This is a genomic window from Caballeronia ptereochthonis (genome assembly GCF_001545075.1).
GTDB classification, from domain to species: domain Bacteria; phylum Pseudomonadota; class Gammaproteobacteria; order Burkholderiales; family Burkholderiaceae; genus Caballeronia; species Caballeronia ptereochthonis.
Genome location: NZ_FCOB02000031.1, coordinates 75,014 through 90,851, shown reverse-complemented (window position 1 = coordinate 90,851; position 15,838 = coordinate 75,014). Strand labels below are relative to the sequence as shown.

Below are 15,838 nucleotides of genomic sequence, written 5' to 3'. Positions count from 1 at the left end.
TGATAGTGCGGATCTCCCGTGTGAAAGTAGGTAATCGTCAGGCTCCTCATGCTTCACGCAAAAACCCCACCCCAAAAAGGTGGGGTTTTTGCGTTGGAACGCGGGATTTCCCTGCAAGGGTTCGTTCCGATACCATCCCTTCTCCGAATGCGCGCTTTCTGTCGGTAGAATGGCAACGAAAGGTTGTACCCATCATGCCGACCCTTCCCGGAGCGCATATGAGAACGAGCCTGTTGATTGCCGCCCTCAGCGCCGCATTGCTTGTCACGGCGTGCGGCAAGAAGAACGATGCGAGCGAGTCCAGTCTGGGCGACGCGATTTCCGCCGACATGAAAACGAACCGCGGCCTGCTGTGCCTGAATCGCAGCGGGCGCGGCCCGTACGCCTTCCCGTCCGTCTATAGCAACCGGGAGCTCAACGAATACTCCGCGGCAGCCTTGCGGGAGCAACTGGCCGCACTGGAGAAGGCGGGTCTCATCGCCCGGGCGGCCACCACGCCCGCGAACGCGAGCGCCAAGCAGAACGGCGTCGCGTACAGCCTGACGGGCGAGGGGCAGAAGTACGCGGTCGAGACGTCGCGGCCCGCGGGCGATCCCAATGCCACGAGCGATCCGCGCGCGTGGATGATCTGCTATGCGCACGTCAGGCTGGACAAGGTCGTCGGCTGGACCGAGCCCGATCCCACCGCGCACCGCTCCGACGTCACCTATACCTACAAGCTCGAAAGCATGGCCCCGTGGATCGATGATCGCGACATCAAGCGCGCATTCCCCGAAGTGACCGCGGCCGACCGCGAAGCGGGAGAAACGAAGCTGCACATCACGCTGGAGCAGCGTGAGGACGGCTGGGTGCGGGTCGATTGACGCATTCAGGTCGCGGAGAAATCAGCGCGCTCGCTATCATGGGAGCCGCCGACCCGGCTCGACCCTGGACTACCGACGCATGCCATCATCCACCTTCGATCCATCCGCAGGTCCGCCGCGCATGTCCGACGTCGCTCGTCTCGCGGGCGTATCGAAGATGACCGTCTCGCGTGTCCTCGCCGGCCACAGCGTCGCGCTGGCGACGCGCGAGCGCGTGCAGAAAGCGATCGACGAACTCGGCTATGTCGCCGATGCCGCCGCCGGCGCGCTGTCGTCCGGGCGATCGGAATTCGTCGCCGTGCTCGTGCCGTCGCTTGCGAGCTCGAACTTCTCGGACACGGTGCGCGGCCTGTCCGCATCGCTCGAGCCGCACGGCCTGCAATTGCTGATCGGCGACACGGACTACCATCTCGATCGCGAGGAACGGCTCGTGCGCTCGATGCTGCGTCATCAGCCGCGCTGCATCGCACTGACGGGTTCGCGCCACACGGAAGCGACGCGCACGCTCCTGCGGCGCTCCGGCGTGCCCGTCGTGGAGATGTGGGACGCGCCATCCGATCCGATCGACGCCGCGGTCGGCTTCTCCAACGTCAGCGCCGCGCGCGAGATGGTGCGCTATCTGGCCGAGCGCGGCTACGAGCGCATCGGCTTTCTCGGCGGAGCGAGCGAACTGGACCGCCGCGGACTCGATCGGCTGAAGGGCTTTCGTGCGCAGATGAAAGCGCTCGGTCTCGATGACGAACGCATCGTTCGTCTGGGCGATTCACCGATCACGATGAGCCACGGCGGTCCGGCGATGGCCGCGCTGCTCGAAGCGTGGCCCGACACGCAGGCCGTGATGTGCGTGAGCGACATGTCCGCGTTCGGCGCGATAATGGAATGTCACCGGCGCGGCCTGTCGGTGCCGGACGATATCGCCGTCGCGGGCTTCGGCAATTTCGAAGTCTCCGAGTGCTGCACGCCATCGATCACGACGGTTTCCGTCGACGCATATGGCATCGGCCTGCGCACCGGCGCGACCTTGCTCGCGGCGCTGGAAGCGCGTGACCATGGCGTCGCCGGGCGTTCCGGCAAGCGCGTTCGCGTTGCCTATTCCGTGGTGCCGCGCGAAAGCGCCTGAGCCGGAGCAACGTGGCCCACGCGTGCTAACATGTTCCGGATGTTACCGGTAACGTAACCAGCGAGAAAGCAGCGGCGGCAAGCGCCGAAACGACTGTGCATCACGGAGAGACATGCCATGCCCCAGCAGAATCCCAAGCGACTCCGCAGTCAGGAGTGGTTCGACGATCCCTCGCACGCCGACATGACGGCGCTGTACGTCGAGCGTTTCATGAACTACGGCCTGACGCGCGAGGAGTTGCAGTCGGGCCGCCCGATCATCGGCATCGCGCAGACGGGCAGCGATCTCGCGCCGTGCAATCGCCATCACATCGAACTCGCCGCGCGCACGAAGGCGGGCATTCGCGATGCCGGCGGCATACCGATGGAATTTCCCGTGCATCCGCTCGCGGAACAGAGCCGCCGTCCGACGGCCGCGCTCGACCGCAATCTCGCGTATCTCGGCCTCGTTGAAATCCTGCACGGCTTTCCGCTCGACGGCGTCGTGCTCACCACCGGCTGCGACAAGACCACGCCCGCGTGCCTGATGGCGGCGGCGACCGTGGACATGCCCGCGATCGTGCTCTCGGGCGGCCCGATGCTCGACGGCTGGTACGACGGCAAGCGCGTCGGCTCGGGCACCGTCATCTGGCATGCGCGCAATCTGCTCGCGGCGGGCGAGATCGACTACGAAGGCTTCATGCGGCTGACGACCGCATCGTCGCCGTCCATCGGCCATTGCAACACGATGGGCACCGCGCTCTCGATGAACAGCCTCGCCGAAGCACTCGGCATGTCGCTGCCGACGTGCGCCAGCATTCCCGCCGCGTACCGCGAGCGCGGACAGATGGCCTATGCGACGGGCAAGCGCATCGTCGACATGGTGCGCGAGGATCTGAAGCCTTCGAAGATCATGACGCGCGACGCGTTCATCAACGCGATCGTGGTCGCGTCCGCGCTCGGCGCATCGACCAACTGCCCACCGCATCTGATCGCGATCGCGCGGCACATGGGCATCGAACTGAGTCTCGAAGACTGGCAGCGTCATGGCGAACAGGTGCCGCTCATCGTGAACTGCATGCCCGCGGGTGAATATCTCGGCGAAAGCTTTCATCGCTCGGGCGGGGTGCCTGCGGTTATCAAGCAACTCGACAAGGCGGGACTCATCGAACGCGATTGTCTGACCGTATCGGGCCGCACGATCGGCGAGATCGCGAGCGAGGCTCCCGCAGCCGACAACGAAGTCATCCGCACGGCGGACGATCCCCTGAAGCACGGCGCGGGCTTCATGGTCCTGTCGGGCAATTTCTTCGACAGCGCGATCATGAAGATGTCGGTTGTCGGCGATGCATTCAGGAAGACCTATCTGAGCGAGCCCGGCGCGGAGAATACGTTCGAAGCCCGGGCGATCGTCTTCGACGGTCCCGAGGATTATCACGCGCGCATCAACGATCCCGCGCTCGAGATCGACGAGCACTGCATTCTCGTGATTCGCGGCTGCGGCACCGTGGGCTATCCGGGCAGCGCGGAAGTGGTGAACATGGCGCCGCCCGCGGAGCTCATCAAGCGCGGCATCGACTCGCTGCCCTGCCTGGGCGACGGACGGCAGAGCGGCACGTCCGCGAGCCCGTCGATTCTCAACATGTCGCCGGAGGCCGCGGTGGGCGGCGGTCTCGCGCTCCTGCGCACGAACGACAGGATACGCGTCGACCTGAACGCGCGCACCGTGAACGTGCTGCTCGACGAAACCGAGCTCGAAAGCCGCCGCGCGCAATCCGCATTCGCCGCGCCCGTCGCGCAGACGCCGTGGCAGGAGTTGTATCGGCAGACGGTCGGGCAGTTGTCGACGGGCGGATGCCTCGAACCCGCGACGCTGTATCTGAAGGTGATCGAAGAGCGCGGCAATCCGCGCCATTCTCATTGAGCGAGCCGCCATGTCCTACGCCATCTATCCCAGTCTTGCGGACAAACATGTCGTCGTGACGGGCGGCGGCAGCGGCATCGGCGCCGCGATCGTCGAAGCCTTCGCGAAACAGGGCGCGCGCGTGTTCTTCATCGACGTCGCCGATGCCGAGTCGCAGCAGCTCGAACAGGCTTTATCGAACGAGACGCATGCAGCGAAGTTTCTGCATTGCGATCTGCGCGACGCGGCCGCCATCGAAAAAGCCTTCGACGATATCGCCAGCGAGGCCGGTTCCATCGACGTGCTCGTGAACAACGCCGCGAACGACGATCGTCATCAATGGGATAACGTGAGCGCCGCTTACTGGGACGAGCGCATGGCCGTGAACCTGCGGCATCAGTTCTTCTGCGCGCAGGCGGCAGCTCGGCGCATGCGCACGCAGAAGCGCGGCGCGATCATCAACATGGGCTCGATTTCGTGGCATCTCGCGCTGCCCGATCTCACGCTCTACATGACGGCGAAGGCAGCGATCGAAGGGCTCACGCGCGGGCTCGCGCGCGAGCTCGGCGAGCATGGCATTCGCGTCAACACGGTGATTCCGGGCGCCGTGCGCACGCCGCGTCAGATGAAGCTGTGGCAGTCGCCCGAGAGCGAGGCGAAGCTCCTCGCGCAGCAATGCCTGCATGAACGGATCGATCCGGAGCACATCGCGCGCATGGCGCTGTTTCTCGCCTCGGATGACGCAGCGCGCTGTACCGCACGCGACTACTACGTCGATGCGGGCTGGTTCGGCGCGTAGCGTGTCACGTCGGTGCTACGTCGGCATCAGCTGATGAGGCGCGCGTGGCTCACATGCGCGCATCGCGCCGCCGCGCCAGCTTCGGCGTCGGCTTGACCGTCGGGATCGTGCCGTTCTCGATGTGGTGCTGCACCGTATCCGCGGCTTCGTAATAGTCGCGATCGTCGAGCCAGCGCCAGACCGCGGCGAGGAAGAGGCCGATCCCTGCATGCCCGCAATGGGCAATGACGTCGGTGATGCCTTCCGCGAGCGCTTCGTCGCGTCCCTCCGGCTGCAGCGCGCTCGCCACATGCGATGCGGCGCGCGAAACCAGCATGGCGTGCATCGTATGCAGTTGCGGATTGAATATATGTGATGCGTGTTTTTGACTGCTACCCATGACGCCCCCGTTTCCGACATCGGCGTACTGCGTGCTCGTGATGCGATGACCGCATTGACAAAAGCGCGCGCCGCGATTGGTTTTCAACGCGCCTTTTCGGCGCTGGGTCGGCTGACGCAAGAAGCGGGCCGGAAGCCTGCCGTGGCGGGAAGATTTCCGCGCCTGGCCTTGCACGGCGCGGCAGAACGCGCCTCCCCGATGACCGGCGAAAAAAGCGCGCAAAGACGCATCGCTATGCATTTCGTACAATCCGATGCCTCGTGCGCCACGTCAACCAATCAAAGCATGCGCCTTTCCGCCCGGTTTCCCGTCGAACGAACGCGCAAGAACTCGACTGGAGCGACGAGACTCACGCCGCCGGGCTCGGCATCTGGTTCGTGCCGAGCCAGCACTGGTCCGCGCGCACGCCGTTCGACCGCGCAGAAACGCTTTGGGGCGGCTGGGCGGTGAAGACGCCGGCGGGCGCGGCGCATCCGTATTCCTTCTACTTCGCGGGCGACACCGGCTATTCGCCGGATTTCCGCGACATCGGCGCGCGTTTCGGCGGCTTCGCTGGTTCATGCACGCGCAGCACGTCGATCCGGAGGAAGCGGTGCGCATCTTTCAGGACGTCCGCGCGAAAAAGGCGATCGGCGTCCACTGGGGGACGTTCGAGCTCACCGACGAGCCGCTCGACGAGCCGCCGCGCCGTCTTGCCGAAGCGGTGCGCAAGGCTGGCCTGCCGGCGGACGCGTTCTCCGTGCTGAAGCACGGAGAAATGATCCAGCTCGACACGCCGGGCTCGAGCACTGCCGCAGTGGGCCGCGGACGCGGGCGGGCAGTGCGCGACCGTGAAGCATGAAAAAACGCGCGGACTTCACCGAGGTCCGCGCGTTCTTTCACAACCCTTGCCGCAGGAAAAGCGTCATCGCCTGAACACCCCGAGCAGCAGCGTCGCGAGAAAGATCACGATGAAGATAAAGAACAGGATCTTGGCGATTTCCGCCGCGCCCGTTGCGATTCCCCCGAAGCCGAAGACGGCCGCGATGATCGCGATGATGAAGAAGATGACAGCGTAACGGAGCATGAAGTCCTCCCATGGGATCGGTTGACGGTTGATTCGCATGCGGACGGATGCCGTCGCCGCTTTCGCTCATCAGGTCCTGCCGCGCGTCTTTTCCCTTCTGGCCGGGTGCGTTGCGCGACAAGGACGCTCAAAGCAACCCCTGTGCCCAGCGCGCCGCCATGGCGCATGAGCGTCGGTCGCGAGGACGGATGCAAAAACGCCGCAATGCAGGAAGACATTGCGGCGTCGCGGATCGCGCCATCATCGGCGCGATGGGCCCGGCTGTCGAGGCTAACGGCCTAGTGTGCGATCGGAGTCGGATTCATCGTCGAGATCGTCTTCATCGTCGACGCTGTTTAGCGCATCCGGCAGGTTGTTCTCCAGTTCATCGCGTTCGATCTGATCGGCTAGGTCGAGGGATTTGCGCGTGGCGGGACCGGATGGGCGGTTGGCTCCAGACATGGCGTACTCCTTGAACAGATTTCAAAGCCGCGCCGGAAATTCGACGCGAACCAACGAGCAAGCAAGGCATGTACGCGCCGGCCCGAGCGGGCCGCCTTAAAGGATCGCTTAAGGATCACTCCATGATCCCCCAGACGGCAAGGTGGACAGACGACTGACGTAAGGAAATGCAGTCCCGATGTTGCAAGAGGGACGCAGATTTTGCGTGCCGGCGCGTAAGGGCAGTATGCACCGGTCCGCACGCTCGGCAAAGAGGCGCGTGCGGATCGTCGCCGCTCGCGCGTCAGTCGAAAAAATGGACCACGATCGGATACAGCGACAGCACGAGCAGCACGGCCATCGTGATGTTGAAGACACGCAGCCAGCGCGGGTTGGCGAGAAAGCGCCGCAGCGACATGCCGAACGCCGCCCACATCGTGATGCACGGCAATCCGATCACGACGAGCACGAGCGCCATCAGCGCCGCATTCAGCGAGAGACTCGCGTGCAGATGGATGGTGGTCGCCGCGGTCAGCACCATCATCCACGCCTTGGGATTGATCCACTGGAACGCGATCGCTTCGTGAAACCGCATCGGACGGCGCTGGCCGTCGCGCATCTGCACCGACGACGACGTGCCGATCTTCCACGCCAGATACAGCAGATACGCGATGCTCGCCGCTTCGAGCACGGTATAGAGCCAGGGCAGGCGCTCGAACGCCTGTGCGAGTCCGAGGCCGACCGCGAGCATCAGGATCGCCATGCCCGCGCTGATGCCGAGCACGTGCGGCACCGTGCGCTTCAGGCCGAAATTGACGCCTGAGGCGAGCAGCATCGTGTTGTTGGGGCCCGGCGTGATCGTCGTCACCAGCGCGAACAGCGCGGCGGCGGGCAAGGCGTTCAGGAGTTCGGTGGGCATGGCGCGCTTTGTGAGAGAAATTGACGAGCGCCAAGTGTACGGGAGGTGACCGGTACAGTACCGGTACAGATTGACGTTGGACATCCGGTACGGTGTCTAAGCGGTTTCCGAGCGCGGCGGTGCTCGCCGCCGCGCTCGTCCGCGGCCTTACACCGGGAATGGATTGCGCTCCGGGAATCCCTGCTGATGCCAGTACGGATAGGCAGGCCGCACCGTGCTCGCCTCATCGAGCTTCCTGACCTGCTCGGCCGTCAGGTTCCAGCCGACGGCGCCGAGGTTCTGCCGCAACTGCTCCTCGTTGCGCGCGCCGATGAGCACCGTCGACACCGTCGGACGCTGCAGCAGCCAGTTGAGCGCGATCTGCGTCACGGTCTTGCCGGTTTCCTCGGCGATGGCGTCGAGCGCATCCACCACGCGATACAGATACTCGTCCGGCACCGGCGGCCCCATGTCGACGGTCTTGTACAGGCGGCTCGTCTCGGGCAGGGGCTGGCCGCGACGGATCTTGCCCGTGAGACGCCCCCAGCCGAGCGGACTCCAGACGACCGCGCCCACGCCCTGATCGAGCCCGAGCGGCATCAGCTCCCATTCGTAGTCGCGGCCGATCAGCGAGTAGTACGTCTGATTCGCGACATAGCGCGGATAGCCGTAACGATTCGCCACATCGAGCGATTTCTGCAGATGCCAGCCCGAAAAATTCGACACGCCGGTATAGCGGATCTTGCCCGCGCGCACGAGATCGTCGAGCGTCGAGAGCGTCTCTTCGACGGGCGTCTTCGCATCGAAGCCGTGCAGCTGGAAGAGGTCGATGTGGTCGGTCTGCAGGCGCGCGAGCGCTGCGTTCACCGCTTCGATGAGATGAAAGCGCGACGAACCGACGCCGTTGGGATCGTCGGGATCGAAGCGGAAGGTGGCCTTGGTCGAGATGATGACCTTGTCGCGCCGGCCCTTGATGGCCTCGCCGAGAATCGATTCCGACGTGCCGCGCGAATACACGTCGGCGGTGTCGAACATCGTGACGCCCGCGTCGTTCGATCGCCGCCTCCGCGCGGCGCCCACCGACTTCATCCAGCGAGGACAAGCAATGGAATATCGACATCTAGGCGCTTCCGGCTTCAAGGGTTCCCGTGCTGAGCTTCGGCACCGCCACCTTCGGCGGCAAGGGCGAATTCTTCCAGGCCTGGGGTGAGACCGACGTGAGCGAGGCGCGCAAGCTCGTCGACATCTGCCACCATCGACGAGACTACCGCAACGACTCGTCGCATGCAGGGCGCGGCGCTATCGCTTGCGTGCCGCGCGTTCGCCGAGCGAATCGTAGATCGGCGGGATGCGCAGCAGCATCGGCACGATCATCGCGGTGAAGCAGGCCGTCAGCATCGGCAGGAGCAGCGTGAAGCCCGCCGTCATCTCCGTGACGAGCACGATGCCCGTGACTGGCGCGCGCACCACCGCGACGAAGAACGCCGCCATGCCGACTACCGCGAACGCGCTCGTGTCGCCGGCGACGGCCGACATGCCGGGGAACCAGGCGAGGCACGCGCGCCCGAACACGAGACCCGTCTGCGCGCCGAGCACGAGCATCGGCGCGAACAGGCCGCCGGGCGTGGCCGCCGCATACGACACCGCGCCCAGTACGAAGCGCAATGCCAACATCGCCATCACGCCCGCGACGGCGCCCGTGCCCAGCAGCGCGCGTTCGGTCAGCGCATCGCCGCCGCCTGCGAGGTCCGGCGCGAACCATGCGAGCAGGCCGACCGCCGCGCCGATCAGCCCCGCGTGCACGGTCGCATGCGGGACCGATCCGGGGCGCGCGAATGAATCGGCGGCATCGAGTGCCCAGAGAATCGCGCGGCAATATGCGGCGCCCAGAAGTCCGAGCAATGCACCGAGCACGAGATGCGCGCCGGTCATCGCAAAGCCGGGAAACGGCTGCGCGGGCACGTGAAAGTCGGGCAGGTCGCCATGCAGGAGCCGCGCCATCGCGATCGCGCTCGCCGATGCGCCGAGCGCCGCCACGGCAGTGCGCGTATCGAAGCGGCGCATCAGTTCTTCGAGCACGAACACGGCGCCCGCGATCGGCGCGTTGAACGCCGTCGCAAGGCCCGCGCCCGCGCCCGCCGCGAGCAGCACGCGGCAATCGCCCGCGCTGCGCCTGAAGAACCCGCCGATGGCATGCGCAATCGATGCGCCCATCTGCACGGTCGGGCCTTCGCGGCCGAGCGCGAGTCCCGCGCCGATGGCGAGCACGCCGCCCACGAACTTGATCGGAATGAGCACGAGCGGCGCGGGCGGCAACTTGCCGCGCAGCACCGCTTCGACATGCGGAATGCCGCTGCCGCTCGCCATGGGCGCGAAGCGCGCGACGAGCCACGCGGCGAGCCCGGTGACGGTCGCCGCCGCGAGCACGAAGAGCACGAACACCACGACGGTTACGAAGGCCGCTTCGTGCCCCGCATGACCCCAGGCGACGAGAGCCGTGCGCCACCCTTCCGCGCGTTCGAGGGAAAAGCGAAAGAGCACGCCGATGGTGCCGGTCGCGGCGCCTGCGGCAACCGACGCCACCGCGAGCGGAAGTAGCCCCGCGCGCTCGTCGTCCTGTTCGATGGCTTCGGTGTCGTTCATCGCGCATGACGCTCCGGATCGGCATGTGCCACGAAGCGTAACACCACGCGGCGGGCATGGCGCTTGCAAAACGAAGGTCATTTGGTCGCGGAAGGCTTTCGAGAGTCGCATGAGCCACGCAAACGACGACGAAAACGACGACGAGCCGTTCTTCCAGCCGGGACGCAATTGCGCGAGCGTGCGTCACGCCCGGCGCTTCAGCCTTCTCATCGATGGCGCGGATTATTTCCGCGTGCTGCGCGAGGCGATCACGCGCGCCGAGCGCACCGTGTTCATCCTCGGCTGGGACATCGACAGCCGCATGAAGCTCACGCCCGAAGGCGCGGATGACGGCTATCCCGAAGCGCTCGGCGACTTCCTGCATGCCGTCGCGGGCAACCGGCGCCGCCTGCGCATCACCATCCTCGCGTGGGATTTCGCGATGCTCTACGCGTTCGAGCGCGAATGGTTGCCCGTGTACAAGATGGGCTGGCGCACGAACCGGCGCATCGCGTTCCAGATGGACGGCAAGCATCCGATCGGCGGCTCGCAGCATCAGAAGATCGTCGTGATCGACGATCGTCTCGCGTTCGTCGGCGGCCTCGATCTCACGCGCTCGCGCTGGGACACGAGCGCGCATGCGCCCGACGAGCCGCTGCGGCGCGACGCGAACGGCGCGCCCTATCAGCCGTTTCACGATGTCCACACGATGTTCGACGGCGACGCCGCGCGCGAGATCGGCATGCTCGCGCGCGAACGATGGTCGCGCGCATGCGGCAAGCGTCTCGCGATCCGCGCGCATCGCGCGGCGTTCGAGCACGATCCTTGGCCGCCTTCGAGACGCGTCGATCTGGAGGACGTCGATATCGCGATATCGCTCACCGAGCCCGCCTATCTGGGCCGCGCGCCCGTGCAGCAGATTCGCGCGCAGTATCTCGACGCCATCGCGCGGGCGCGGCGCAGCATCTATATCGAGAACCAGTACTTCACGTCGGGCACGGTCGGCGCCGCGCTGGCCGCTTCGCTCGCGCGCGAGGACGGCCCCGATCTCGCCATCGTCGTGCCGCGCAATCAAAGCGGATGGCTGCAGGAAGTGACGATGGGCGTGCTGCGCGCGCGCATGCACAAGCTGCTGAAGAACGCCGACACGCACGGCCGCTATCGTCTGCTGTGCCCGAGCGTGCCGAAGCTCGGTGATGAAATCGTGAACGTGCACAGCAAGCTCATGATCGTCGACGACACGTTGCTGATGGTCGGCTCGGCGAACCTGAACAATCGTTCGATGGTGCTCGACAGCGAATGCAACGTATCGATCGATGCGGGCGCCGATGAGCGCATCCGCCGCGCGATCGCGACGATGCGCGACACGCTGCTCGCGGAGCATCTCGGCTGCGAGATCGCGGACATCGTGCGGGAACGCGACGCACGGGGCGGCATGAACGCGGCGATCCAGGCGCTGCTGCGAGACCGCGATGCGCATCGCACGCTTGTGCCGCTCGATCCGCAGGTGTTGGCCGAGCTCGATCAGCTGATTCCACCCGAAGCGCTGATCGATCCCGAGACGCCGATCACCGCTGACGAGCTCGTCGACCAGTTCGTGCCCGCTTCGACGACGCGCCCGCTCATTGGCCGCTTTGCGCTGCTCGGCGCGTTCGCGCTCATGGTGGTGATTGTCGCGGGTCTGTGGCACTGGACGCCGCTCGGCGATTACGTCAACCTGAAGTCGCTCACGAACGCGACGCGCCACGTCGACGCGCTGCCTCTCGCGCCGCTCTGGATCATCGCAGGCTATGTGGTGGCGGCGGTCATGTCGGTGCCGATCACGCTGCTCATCGCGACGACGGGCATCGTTTTCGGCGCGTCATGGGGCGGTGTCTATGCGTTCTTCGGCACGATGGTCGCGGCCGCGGTCTCCTATTCGCTCGGAAGCTGGCTCGGCCGCGACGCCGTGCGCAAGCTCGCCGGCGCGCGCGTGAACCGGCTTTCCGAGCGCGTTGCGAAGCGCGGCGTGGTCGCGGTCGTGGTGCTGAGGCTTCTGCCGGTCGCGCCGTTTTCGATCGTCAATCTCGTCGCGGGCGCCTCCCACATCCGCATGCGCGACTTCATGATCGGCACGATGCTCGGCATGGGCCCCGGCATCTTTCTGACGGTGGCGTTCGCGCATCAGCTCGTGGCTTCGCTGCATCAGCCGACGGTCGGCTCGTTTGCGGTGCTGACCGGCATCGGCGCGGCACTGATCGGCGTGTCGCTGCTGCTGCAGCGCTTTCTCGGCCGCACGGATCGACACGAGGCGCATGAAGGCGCGCCGAGCGACGCCGACAAGCCGCGCGCGAGCGATGAGGCGAAGCGCGCGAGCGCGCTGCGCGAGAACGGCGCGATGCCGCGCGATGCGGCCGCGTCGCCGAAGAACGAGCGCCCGGACGAGATCAACTCATGACGCTGATGCACGACTCCGCCATCGAGAACGAAGCGGCCAGTGAAGCGGTGCAGGATGTTCGCGCGCGCGAGCTTCGCATCGCGACCTACAACCTGCATGGCGCGGTGGGCATCGACGGCCGGTTCGCGCCGGAGCGCATCGGCGACGTGCTTGCCGAGATCGATGCCGACATCTTCGCCCTGCAGGAAGTGCCCCTCGGCGGCAGCGGCTCGCGCTCACACGACGTGCTCGAAGTGCTGCAGCGCATGACGAACCTGCACGCGGTGGCGGGTCCGACGCTCGACACGCCCGAGCGCCGCTACGGCAACGCGGTGCTCACGCGCTATCCGGTGCGCGCGGTGCGCACGCTCGATCTGTCGTTCAGGAGCCGCGAGCCGCGCGGCGCGCTCGACGCCGACATCGATTGCGGCGGCGAGCTATGGCGCGTGGTGGCGACGCATCTCGGTCTCGCGTCCAGCGAAAGGCGCGCGCAAGTGGAGCAAGTGCTGCAGAGCTTCGATACGCCCGCGATGCCCGTGATCCTGCTCGGCGATCTCAACGAGTGGTTCGTCCATGGCAGAACGCTCAGGCGGCTCGTCACGCACTTTCATCGCGCGAGCGCGTTGCGCACCTTTCCGACGCGCTGCCCGCTCTTCGCGCTCGACCGCATCTGGGTGCATCCGGGCGAGCGACTGATGCGTGTCGATGTGCATCGCACGCGGCTCTCGCGCATCGCTTCCGATCACTATCCACTCATCGCTCACATCGCGCATCGCGGTTTGCCGCAGCGATAAAACGCTTCGCGTGCCGGTGCAAAAGCATCGAAGAACCTCGCGAATGATGCTTCCATGGCTCACGTGTCAGCGCGGCGCCACGAAAAACCCCTATAAAAACGATATAAAAGCGTAAAAGACTCGCACGAACTCGCTTGGCATATGTAGAATCCGGCGTGATACGAACGCATCGGTGCGAACGTATTCGAATATCACTGACCAAAAACAGGTAGGAGAAACATGCCGACTTCCGCTAAAACCGCTGCCAAAAAAGCTCCGGCCAAGAAGGCCACGGCGAAGACCGCCGCACCGGCGAAGAAAGCCGCAGCACCGAAGGTTGCCGCGAAGAAAGTAGCCGCGAAGAAGACCGCCGGCGCTCCCTCGCCGATCAAGGATACGTTCACGAAGGCATCGCTCGCGAACCACCTCGCCGAACGCGCCGCTGTGGACGTGAAGGCGGTGAAGGCCGTGATGGTCGCGCTGGAAGACACCATCCTCGGCTCGATCCACAAGAAGGGCGCCGGCGAATTCACGCTGTCGGGCCTTCTGAAGATCTCCGCGCAAGCCGTGCCGGCGAAGAAGAAGCGCTTCGGCAAGGATCCGTTCACGGGCCAGGAGCGCTGGTTCCCGGCGAAGCCGGCGAGCGTTCGCATCAAGGCGCGCCCGCTGAAGAAGCTGAAGGACGCGGCGCTTTGATCTTCGCTTAGCATTTCGGGCTTCGCCTTCGTCGACCTGTCGGCGAAATCGAAGTTTCGTGAAAAGAGGCCAGTTTCCCTTGAACGGGATGCTGGCCTCTTTTGCTTTTTGGTTCTTGGTTCTTGGTTCTTGGTTAGATGCGTTCCTGGTATTGTGCGAAGACCGCGCTGATCCAATCCGCGAAAACCCGCACGCGCGCCGAGAGCTGCCGGTTGTGCGGATAGAGCACGGAGACCGGCATCGGTGGCGGCGCGAGGTCGGGAAGCACGCGTTGCAGGCGGCCATCGGCGAGCGCATCCTCGACGTGATAGCGCGGCACCTGAACGATGCCGAGCCCCGCGAGCGCGGCCTGCGTGTACATCTCGACGCCCGTCACCGAGACCGTGGCCTTCAGCTCGATGGCTTCGATACGGTCGCTGACCGCGAATTCCAGCGGCACCACGCGGCCCGTCGCGCTCGACACATAGTTCACCGCGCGATGCGATGCAAGCGCTTCGAGGTCTTCGGGCACGCCTTCGCGCGACAGATAGGCCGGACTTGCCACCGTCACTTGCTCGAGCAGCGCGACGCGCCTGCCGATCATCGACGAATCCTGCAACGTGCCCGCGCGCAGCACGCAATCGACCCCTTCGCGCACGAGATCGACGAGCCTGTCGTCCTCGCCGATATGCAGCTCGATCTGCCCATGGCGTTCGAGAAACGCGGGCAGCGCGGGCATGACGAAATACCGCGCGAGCGTGCCTTGCAGGTTGACGCGCAACAGACCTTTCGGCTCGGCATGCCTGAACGAGCCTTCGGCCTCCTCCAGATCCGCGATCAGGCGCACGCAGCGGCGGTAATGCGCTTCGCCGTCGTGCGTGAGGCGCACCGTGCGCGTCGTGCGTTCGAGCAGGCGCGCGCCGAGCCGTTCCTCCATGCGTTTCATCAGATTGGTGACGGTGGCGCGCGGCATCTGCAGATCGTCGGCGGCCTGCGTGAAGCTGTGCCGCTCCGCGATGCGCACGAAAACCTGCATTTCCTGGAATCGATCCATGGTGGATGAGCGTCGGGATTGTTAAAGCAACTGGAACGATGATACTAAGTCACGCACGATGATCGCGGAAACGGAATGATTCATGATGCTTTCCATCGAACACCAACCTTTGAGGAGCAGCATCATGAGTCAGACGGAAACGAAACGCGTCGCCATCGTCACGGGCGCCTCGCGCGGCATCGGCGCGGAGATCGCGCGGCGGCTCGCACGCGACGGCTTCGCGGTCGCGGTGAACTATGCAGCGAGCGCGAAAGAGGCGGATGCGCTCGTCGCCGAATTGCGCGAGGCGGGCGGCCATGCCATCGCCGTGAAGGCCGATGTCGCGAACGCCGACGACGTGCGCCGCATGTTCGAGACCGTCGAGGGAGAGCTCGGCCGTGTCGATGCGCTCGTCAACAACGCGGGCGTCCTGAAGACCGTGCCGCTCGCCGATACGAGCGATGCGCTCTATGACCGGACCTTCGACATCAACGTGCGCGGCACCTTCAACACGCTGCGCGAAGCGGCGGCGCGCATGAACGCGGGCGGCCGCATCGTCAACTTTTCGAGTACGACGCTCGCGCTCAACATGCCCGGCTACGCGATCTACAACGCGACCAAGGCGGCGGTCGAATCGTTCACGCATGTCTTTGCCAAGGAATTGCGCGGGCGTGGCATCACGGTGAATGCAGTGGCGCCGGGGCCGGTGGCGACATCGCTGTTTCTGGACGGCAAGACCGACGAGCAGATCGCCGGCTTCTCGAAGATGGCGCCGCTGGAACGCCTCGGTCAGCCGGAGGATATCGCCTCGGTCGTCGCATTTCTCGTCGGGCGGGATGCGGGCTGGGTCAACGGGCAGGTGCTGCGCGCGAACGGCGGGATCGCGTAAGGCG

The 15,838-nt window shown here is 65.5% G+C and carries 14 protein-coding genes and 3 pseudogenes; 10 read left to right on the top strand and 7 right to left on the bottom strand.

The window, feature by feature from the left end:
* The 4 genes from AWB83_RS27810 to xylB form a co-directional block, all read left to right on the top strand.
* Positions 1–863, top strand: an 863-nt coding sequence (locus AWB83_RS27810) for an SEN1982 family lipoprotein (protein ID WP_244197914.1), incomplete at its 5' end; no start/stop codon positions are given.
* A 79-nt stretch (positions 864–942) separates the two neighbouring features.
* Positions 943–1,983, top strand: coding sequence for a LacI family DNA-binding transcriptional regulator (locus AWB83_RS27805; protein WP_208636812.1), 1,041 nt, complete (start codon positions 943–945; stop codon positions 1,981–1,983).
* Positions 1,984–2,100: 117 nt separating this feature from the next.
* Positions 2,101–3,885 (top strand): IlvD/Edd family dehydratase, encoded by a 1,785-nt coding sequence (locus AWB83_RS27800; protein WP_087048826.1) that lies wholly within the window; start codon positions 2,101–2,103, stop codon positions 3,883–3,885.
* Positions 3,886–3,895: 10 nt separating this feature from the next.
* Positions 3,896–4,663 (top strand): D-xylose 1-dehydrogenase, encoded by a 768-nt coding sequence (gene xylB, locus AWB83_RS27795; protein ID WP_087048825.1) that lies wholly within the window; start codon positions 3,896–3,898, stop codon positions 4,661–4,663.
* A 49-nt stretch (positions 4,664–4,712) separates the two neighbouring features.
* Here the strand turns inward: xylB and AWB83_RS27790 are convergent, their stop codons facing one another.
* Positions 4,713–4,979 carry a hypothetical protein gene (locus AWB83_RS27790; protein WP_244197913.1) on the bottom strand — a complete coding sequence of 89 codons (267 nt, stop codon included), beginning with the start codon at positions 4,977–4,979 and terminating at the stop codon, positions 4,713–4,715.
* Positions 4,980–5,302: 323 nt separating this feature from the next.
* On the opposite strand from AWB83_RS27790, the pseudogene AWB83_RS27785 reads away from it, so the two are divergent.
* Positions 5,303–5,883 (top strand): annotated as a pseudogene (locus AWB83_RS27785) (MBL fold metallo-hydrolase).
* A gap of 63 nt (positions 5,884–5,946) precedes the next feature.
* Here the strand turns inward: AWB83_RS27785 and AWB83_RS27780 are convergent.
* From AWB83_RS27780 to AWB83_RS27770, 4 genes and pseudogenes are all read right to left on the bottom strand, one after another.
* Positions 5,947–6,108 carry a DUF1328 family protein gene (locus AWB83_RS27780; protein ID WP_008352793.1) on the bottom strand — a complete coding sequence of 54 codons (162 nt, stop codon included), beginning with the start codon at positions 6,106–6,108 and terminating at the stop codon, positions 5,947–5,949.
* A 270-nt stretch (positions 6,109–6,378) separates the two neighbouring features.
* Positions 6,379–6,549, bottom strand: a complete 171-nt coding sequence (locus AWB83_RS36560; protein WP_159463086.1) for a hypothetical protein — start codon at positions 6,547–6,549, stop codon at positions 6,379–6,381.
* Between the two features lie 283 nt (positions 6,550–6,832).
* Positions 6,833–7,447: a LysE family translocator gene (locus AWB83_RS27775; RefSeq protein ID WP_087048824.1), complete on the bottom strand. Its 615-nt coding sequence runs from the start codon at positions 7,445–7,447 to the stop codon at positions 6,833–6,835.
* A 147-nt stretch (positions 7,448–7,594) separates the two neighbouring features.
* A pseudogene (locus AWB83_RS27770) lies at positions 7,595–8,476 on the bottom strand (aldo/keto reductase); the annotation flags it as partial.
* Positions 8,477–8,531: 55 nt separating this feature from the next.
* On the opposite strand from AWB83_RS27770, the pseudogene AWB83_RS35830 reads away from it, so the two are divergent.
* Positions 8,532–8,676: pseudogene (locus tag AWB83_RS35830) on the top strand (aldo/keto reductase); the annotation flags it as partial.
* Positions 8,677–8,725: 49 nt separating this feature from the next.
* Here AWB83_RS35830 and AWB83_RS27765 read toward each other — a convergent pair.
* Positions 8,726–10,069 carry a ClC family H(+)/Cl(-) exchange transporter gene (locus tag AWB83_RS27765; RefSeq protein ID WP_087048823.1) on the bottom strand — a complete coding sequence of 448 codons (1,344 nt, stop codon included), beginning with the start codon at positions 10,067–10,069 and terminating at the stop codon, positions 8,726–8,728.
* A 109-nt stretch (positions 10,070–10,178) separates the two neighbouring features.
* Between AWB83_RS27765 and AWB83_RS27760 the strand changes: the two genes are divergently transcribed.
* From AWB83_RS27760 to AWB83_RS27750, 3 genes are all read left to right on the top strand, one after another.
* Positions 10,179–12,485: a VTT domain-containing protein gene (locus tag AWB83_RS27760; RefSeq protein ID WP_087048822.1), complete on the top strand. Its 2,307-nt coding sequence runs from the start codon at positions 10,179–10,181 to the stop codon at positions 12,483–12,485.
* The gene (locus tag AWB83_RS27755) at positions 12,482–13,258 is read left to right on the top strand and encodes an endonuclease/exonuclease/phosphatase family protein (protein ID WP_087048821.1); all 777 of its coding nucleotides are present in this window, start codon (positions 12,482–12,484) and stop codon (positions 13,256–13,258) included. The genes AWB83_RS27760 and AWB83_RS27755 overlap by 4 nt, the downstream gene beginning before the upstream one ends.
* A gap of 219 nt (positions 13,259–13,477) precedes the next feature.
* Positions 13,478–13,933 carry an HU family DNA-binding protein gene (locus AWB83_RS27750; RefSeq protein ID WP_087048820.1) on the top strand — a complete coding sequence of 152 codons (456 nt, stop codon included), beginning with the start codon at positions 13,478–13,480 and terminating at the stop codon, positions 13,931–13,933.
* Positions 13,934–14,066: 133 nt separating this feature from the next.
* Here the strand turns inward: AWB83_RS27750 and AWB83_RS27745 are convergent, their stop codons facing one another.
* The gene (locus AWB83_RS27745; protein ID WP_087048819.1) at positions 14,067–14,966 is read right to left on the bottom strand and encodes a LysR family transcriptional regulator; all 900 of its coding nucleotides are present in this window, start codon (positions 14,964–14,966) and stop codon (positions 14,067–14,069) included.
* Positions 14,967–15,090: 124 nt separating this feature from the next.
* Here AWB83_RS27745 and AWB83_RS27740 point away from each other — a divergent pair, with 124 nt between their 5' ends.
* A complete protein-coding gene (locus tag AWB83_RS27740) occupies positions 15,091–15,834 on the top strand; it encodes an SDR family oxidoreductase (RefSeq protein WP_087048818.1) in 744 nt (247 codons plus the stop codon).
* Positions 15,835–15,838 lie beyond the last annotated feature (4 nt).

What these genes read in the sequence shown, in the direction of transcription:
- xylB (WP_087048825.1), top strand. Translation starts at nt 3,896, where the DNA reads ATGTCCTACGCCATCTATCCCAGTCTTGCGGACAAACATGTCGTCGTG.
- AWB83_RS27755 (WP_087048821.1), top strand. Translation starts at nt 12,482, where the DNA reads ATGACGCTGATGCACGACTCCGCCATCGAGAACGAAGCGGCCAGTGAA.
- AWB83_RS27750 (WP_087048820.1), top strand. Translation starts at nt 13,478, where the DNA reads ATGCCGACTTCCGCTAAAACCGCTGCCAAAAAAGCTCCGGCCAAGAAG.
- AWB83_RS27800 (WP_087048826.1), top strand. Translation starts at nt 2,101, where the DNA reads ATGCCCCAGCAGAATCCCAAGCGACTCCGCAGTCAGGAGTGGTTCGAC.
- AWB83_RS27805 (WP_208636812.1), top strand. Translation starts at nt 943, where the DNA reads ATGCCATCATCCACCTTCGATCCATCCGCAGGTCCGCCGCGCATGTCC.
- AWB83_RS36560 (WP_159463086.1), bottom strand. Translation starts at nt 6,549, where the DNA reads ATGTCTGGAGCCAACCGCCCATCCGGTCCCGCCACGCGCAAATCCCTC.
- AWB83_RS27765 (WP_087048823.1), bottom strand. Translation starts at nt 10,069, where the DNA reads ATGAACGACACCGAAGCCATCGAACAGGACGACGAGCGCGCGGGGCTA.
- AWB83_RS27775 (WP_087048824.1), bottom strand. Translation starts at nt 7,447, where the DNA reads ATGCCCACCGAACTCCTGAACGCCTTGCCCGCCGCCGCGCTGTTCGCG.
- AWB83_RS27760 (WP_087048822.1), top strand. Translation starts at nt 10,179, where the DNA reads ATGAGCCACGCAAACGACGACGAAAACGACGACGAGCCGTTCTTCCAG.
- AWB83_RS27740 (WP_087048818.1), top strand. Translation starts at nt 15,091, where the DNA reads ATGAGTCAGACGGAAACGAAACGCGTCGCCATCGTCACGGGCGCCTCG.
- AWB83_RS27790 (WP_244197913.1), bottom strand. Translation starts at nt 4,979, where the DNA reads ATGCTGGTTTCGCGCGCCGCATCGCATGTGGCGAGCGCGCTGCAGCCG.
- AWB83_RS27780 (WP_008352793.1), bottom strand. Translation starts at nt 6,108, where the DNA reads ATGCTCCGTTACGCTGTCATCTTCTTCATCATCGCGATCATCGCGGCC.
- AWB83_RS27745 (WP_087048819.1), bottom strand. Translation starts at nt 14,966, where the DNA reads ATGGATCGATTCCAGGAAATGCAGGTTTTCGTGCGCATCGCGGAGCGG.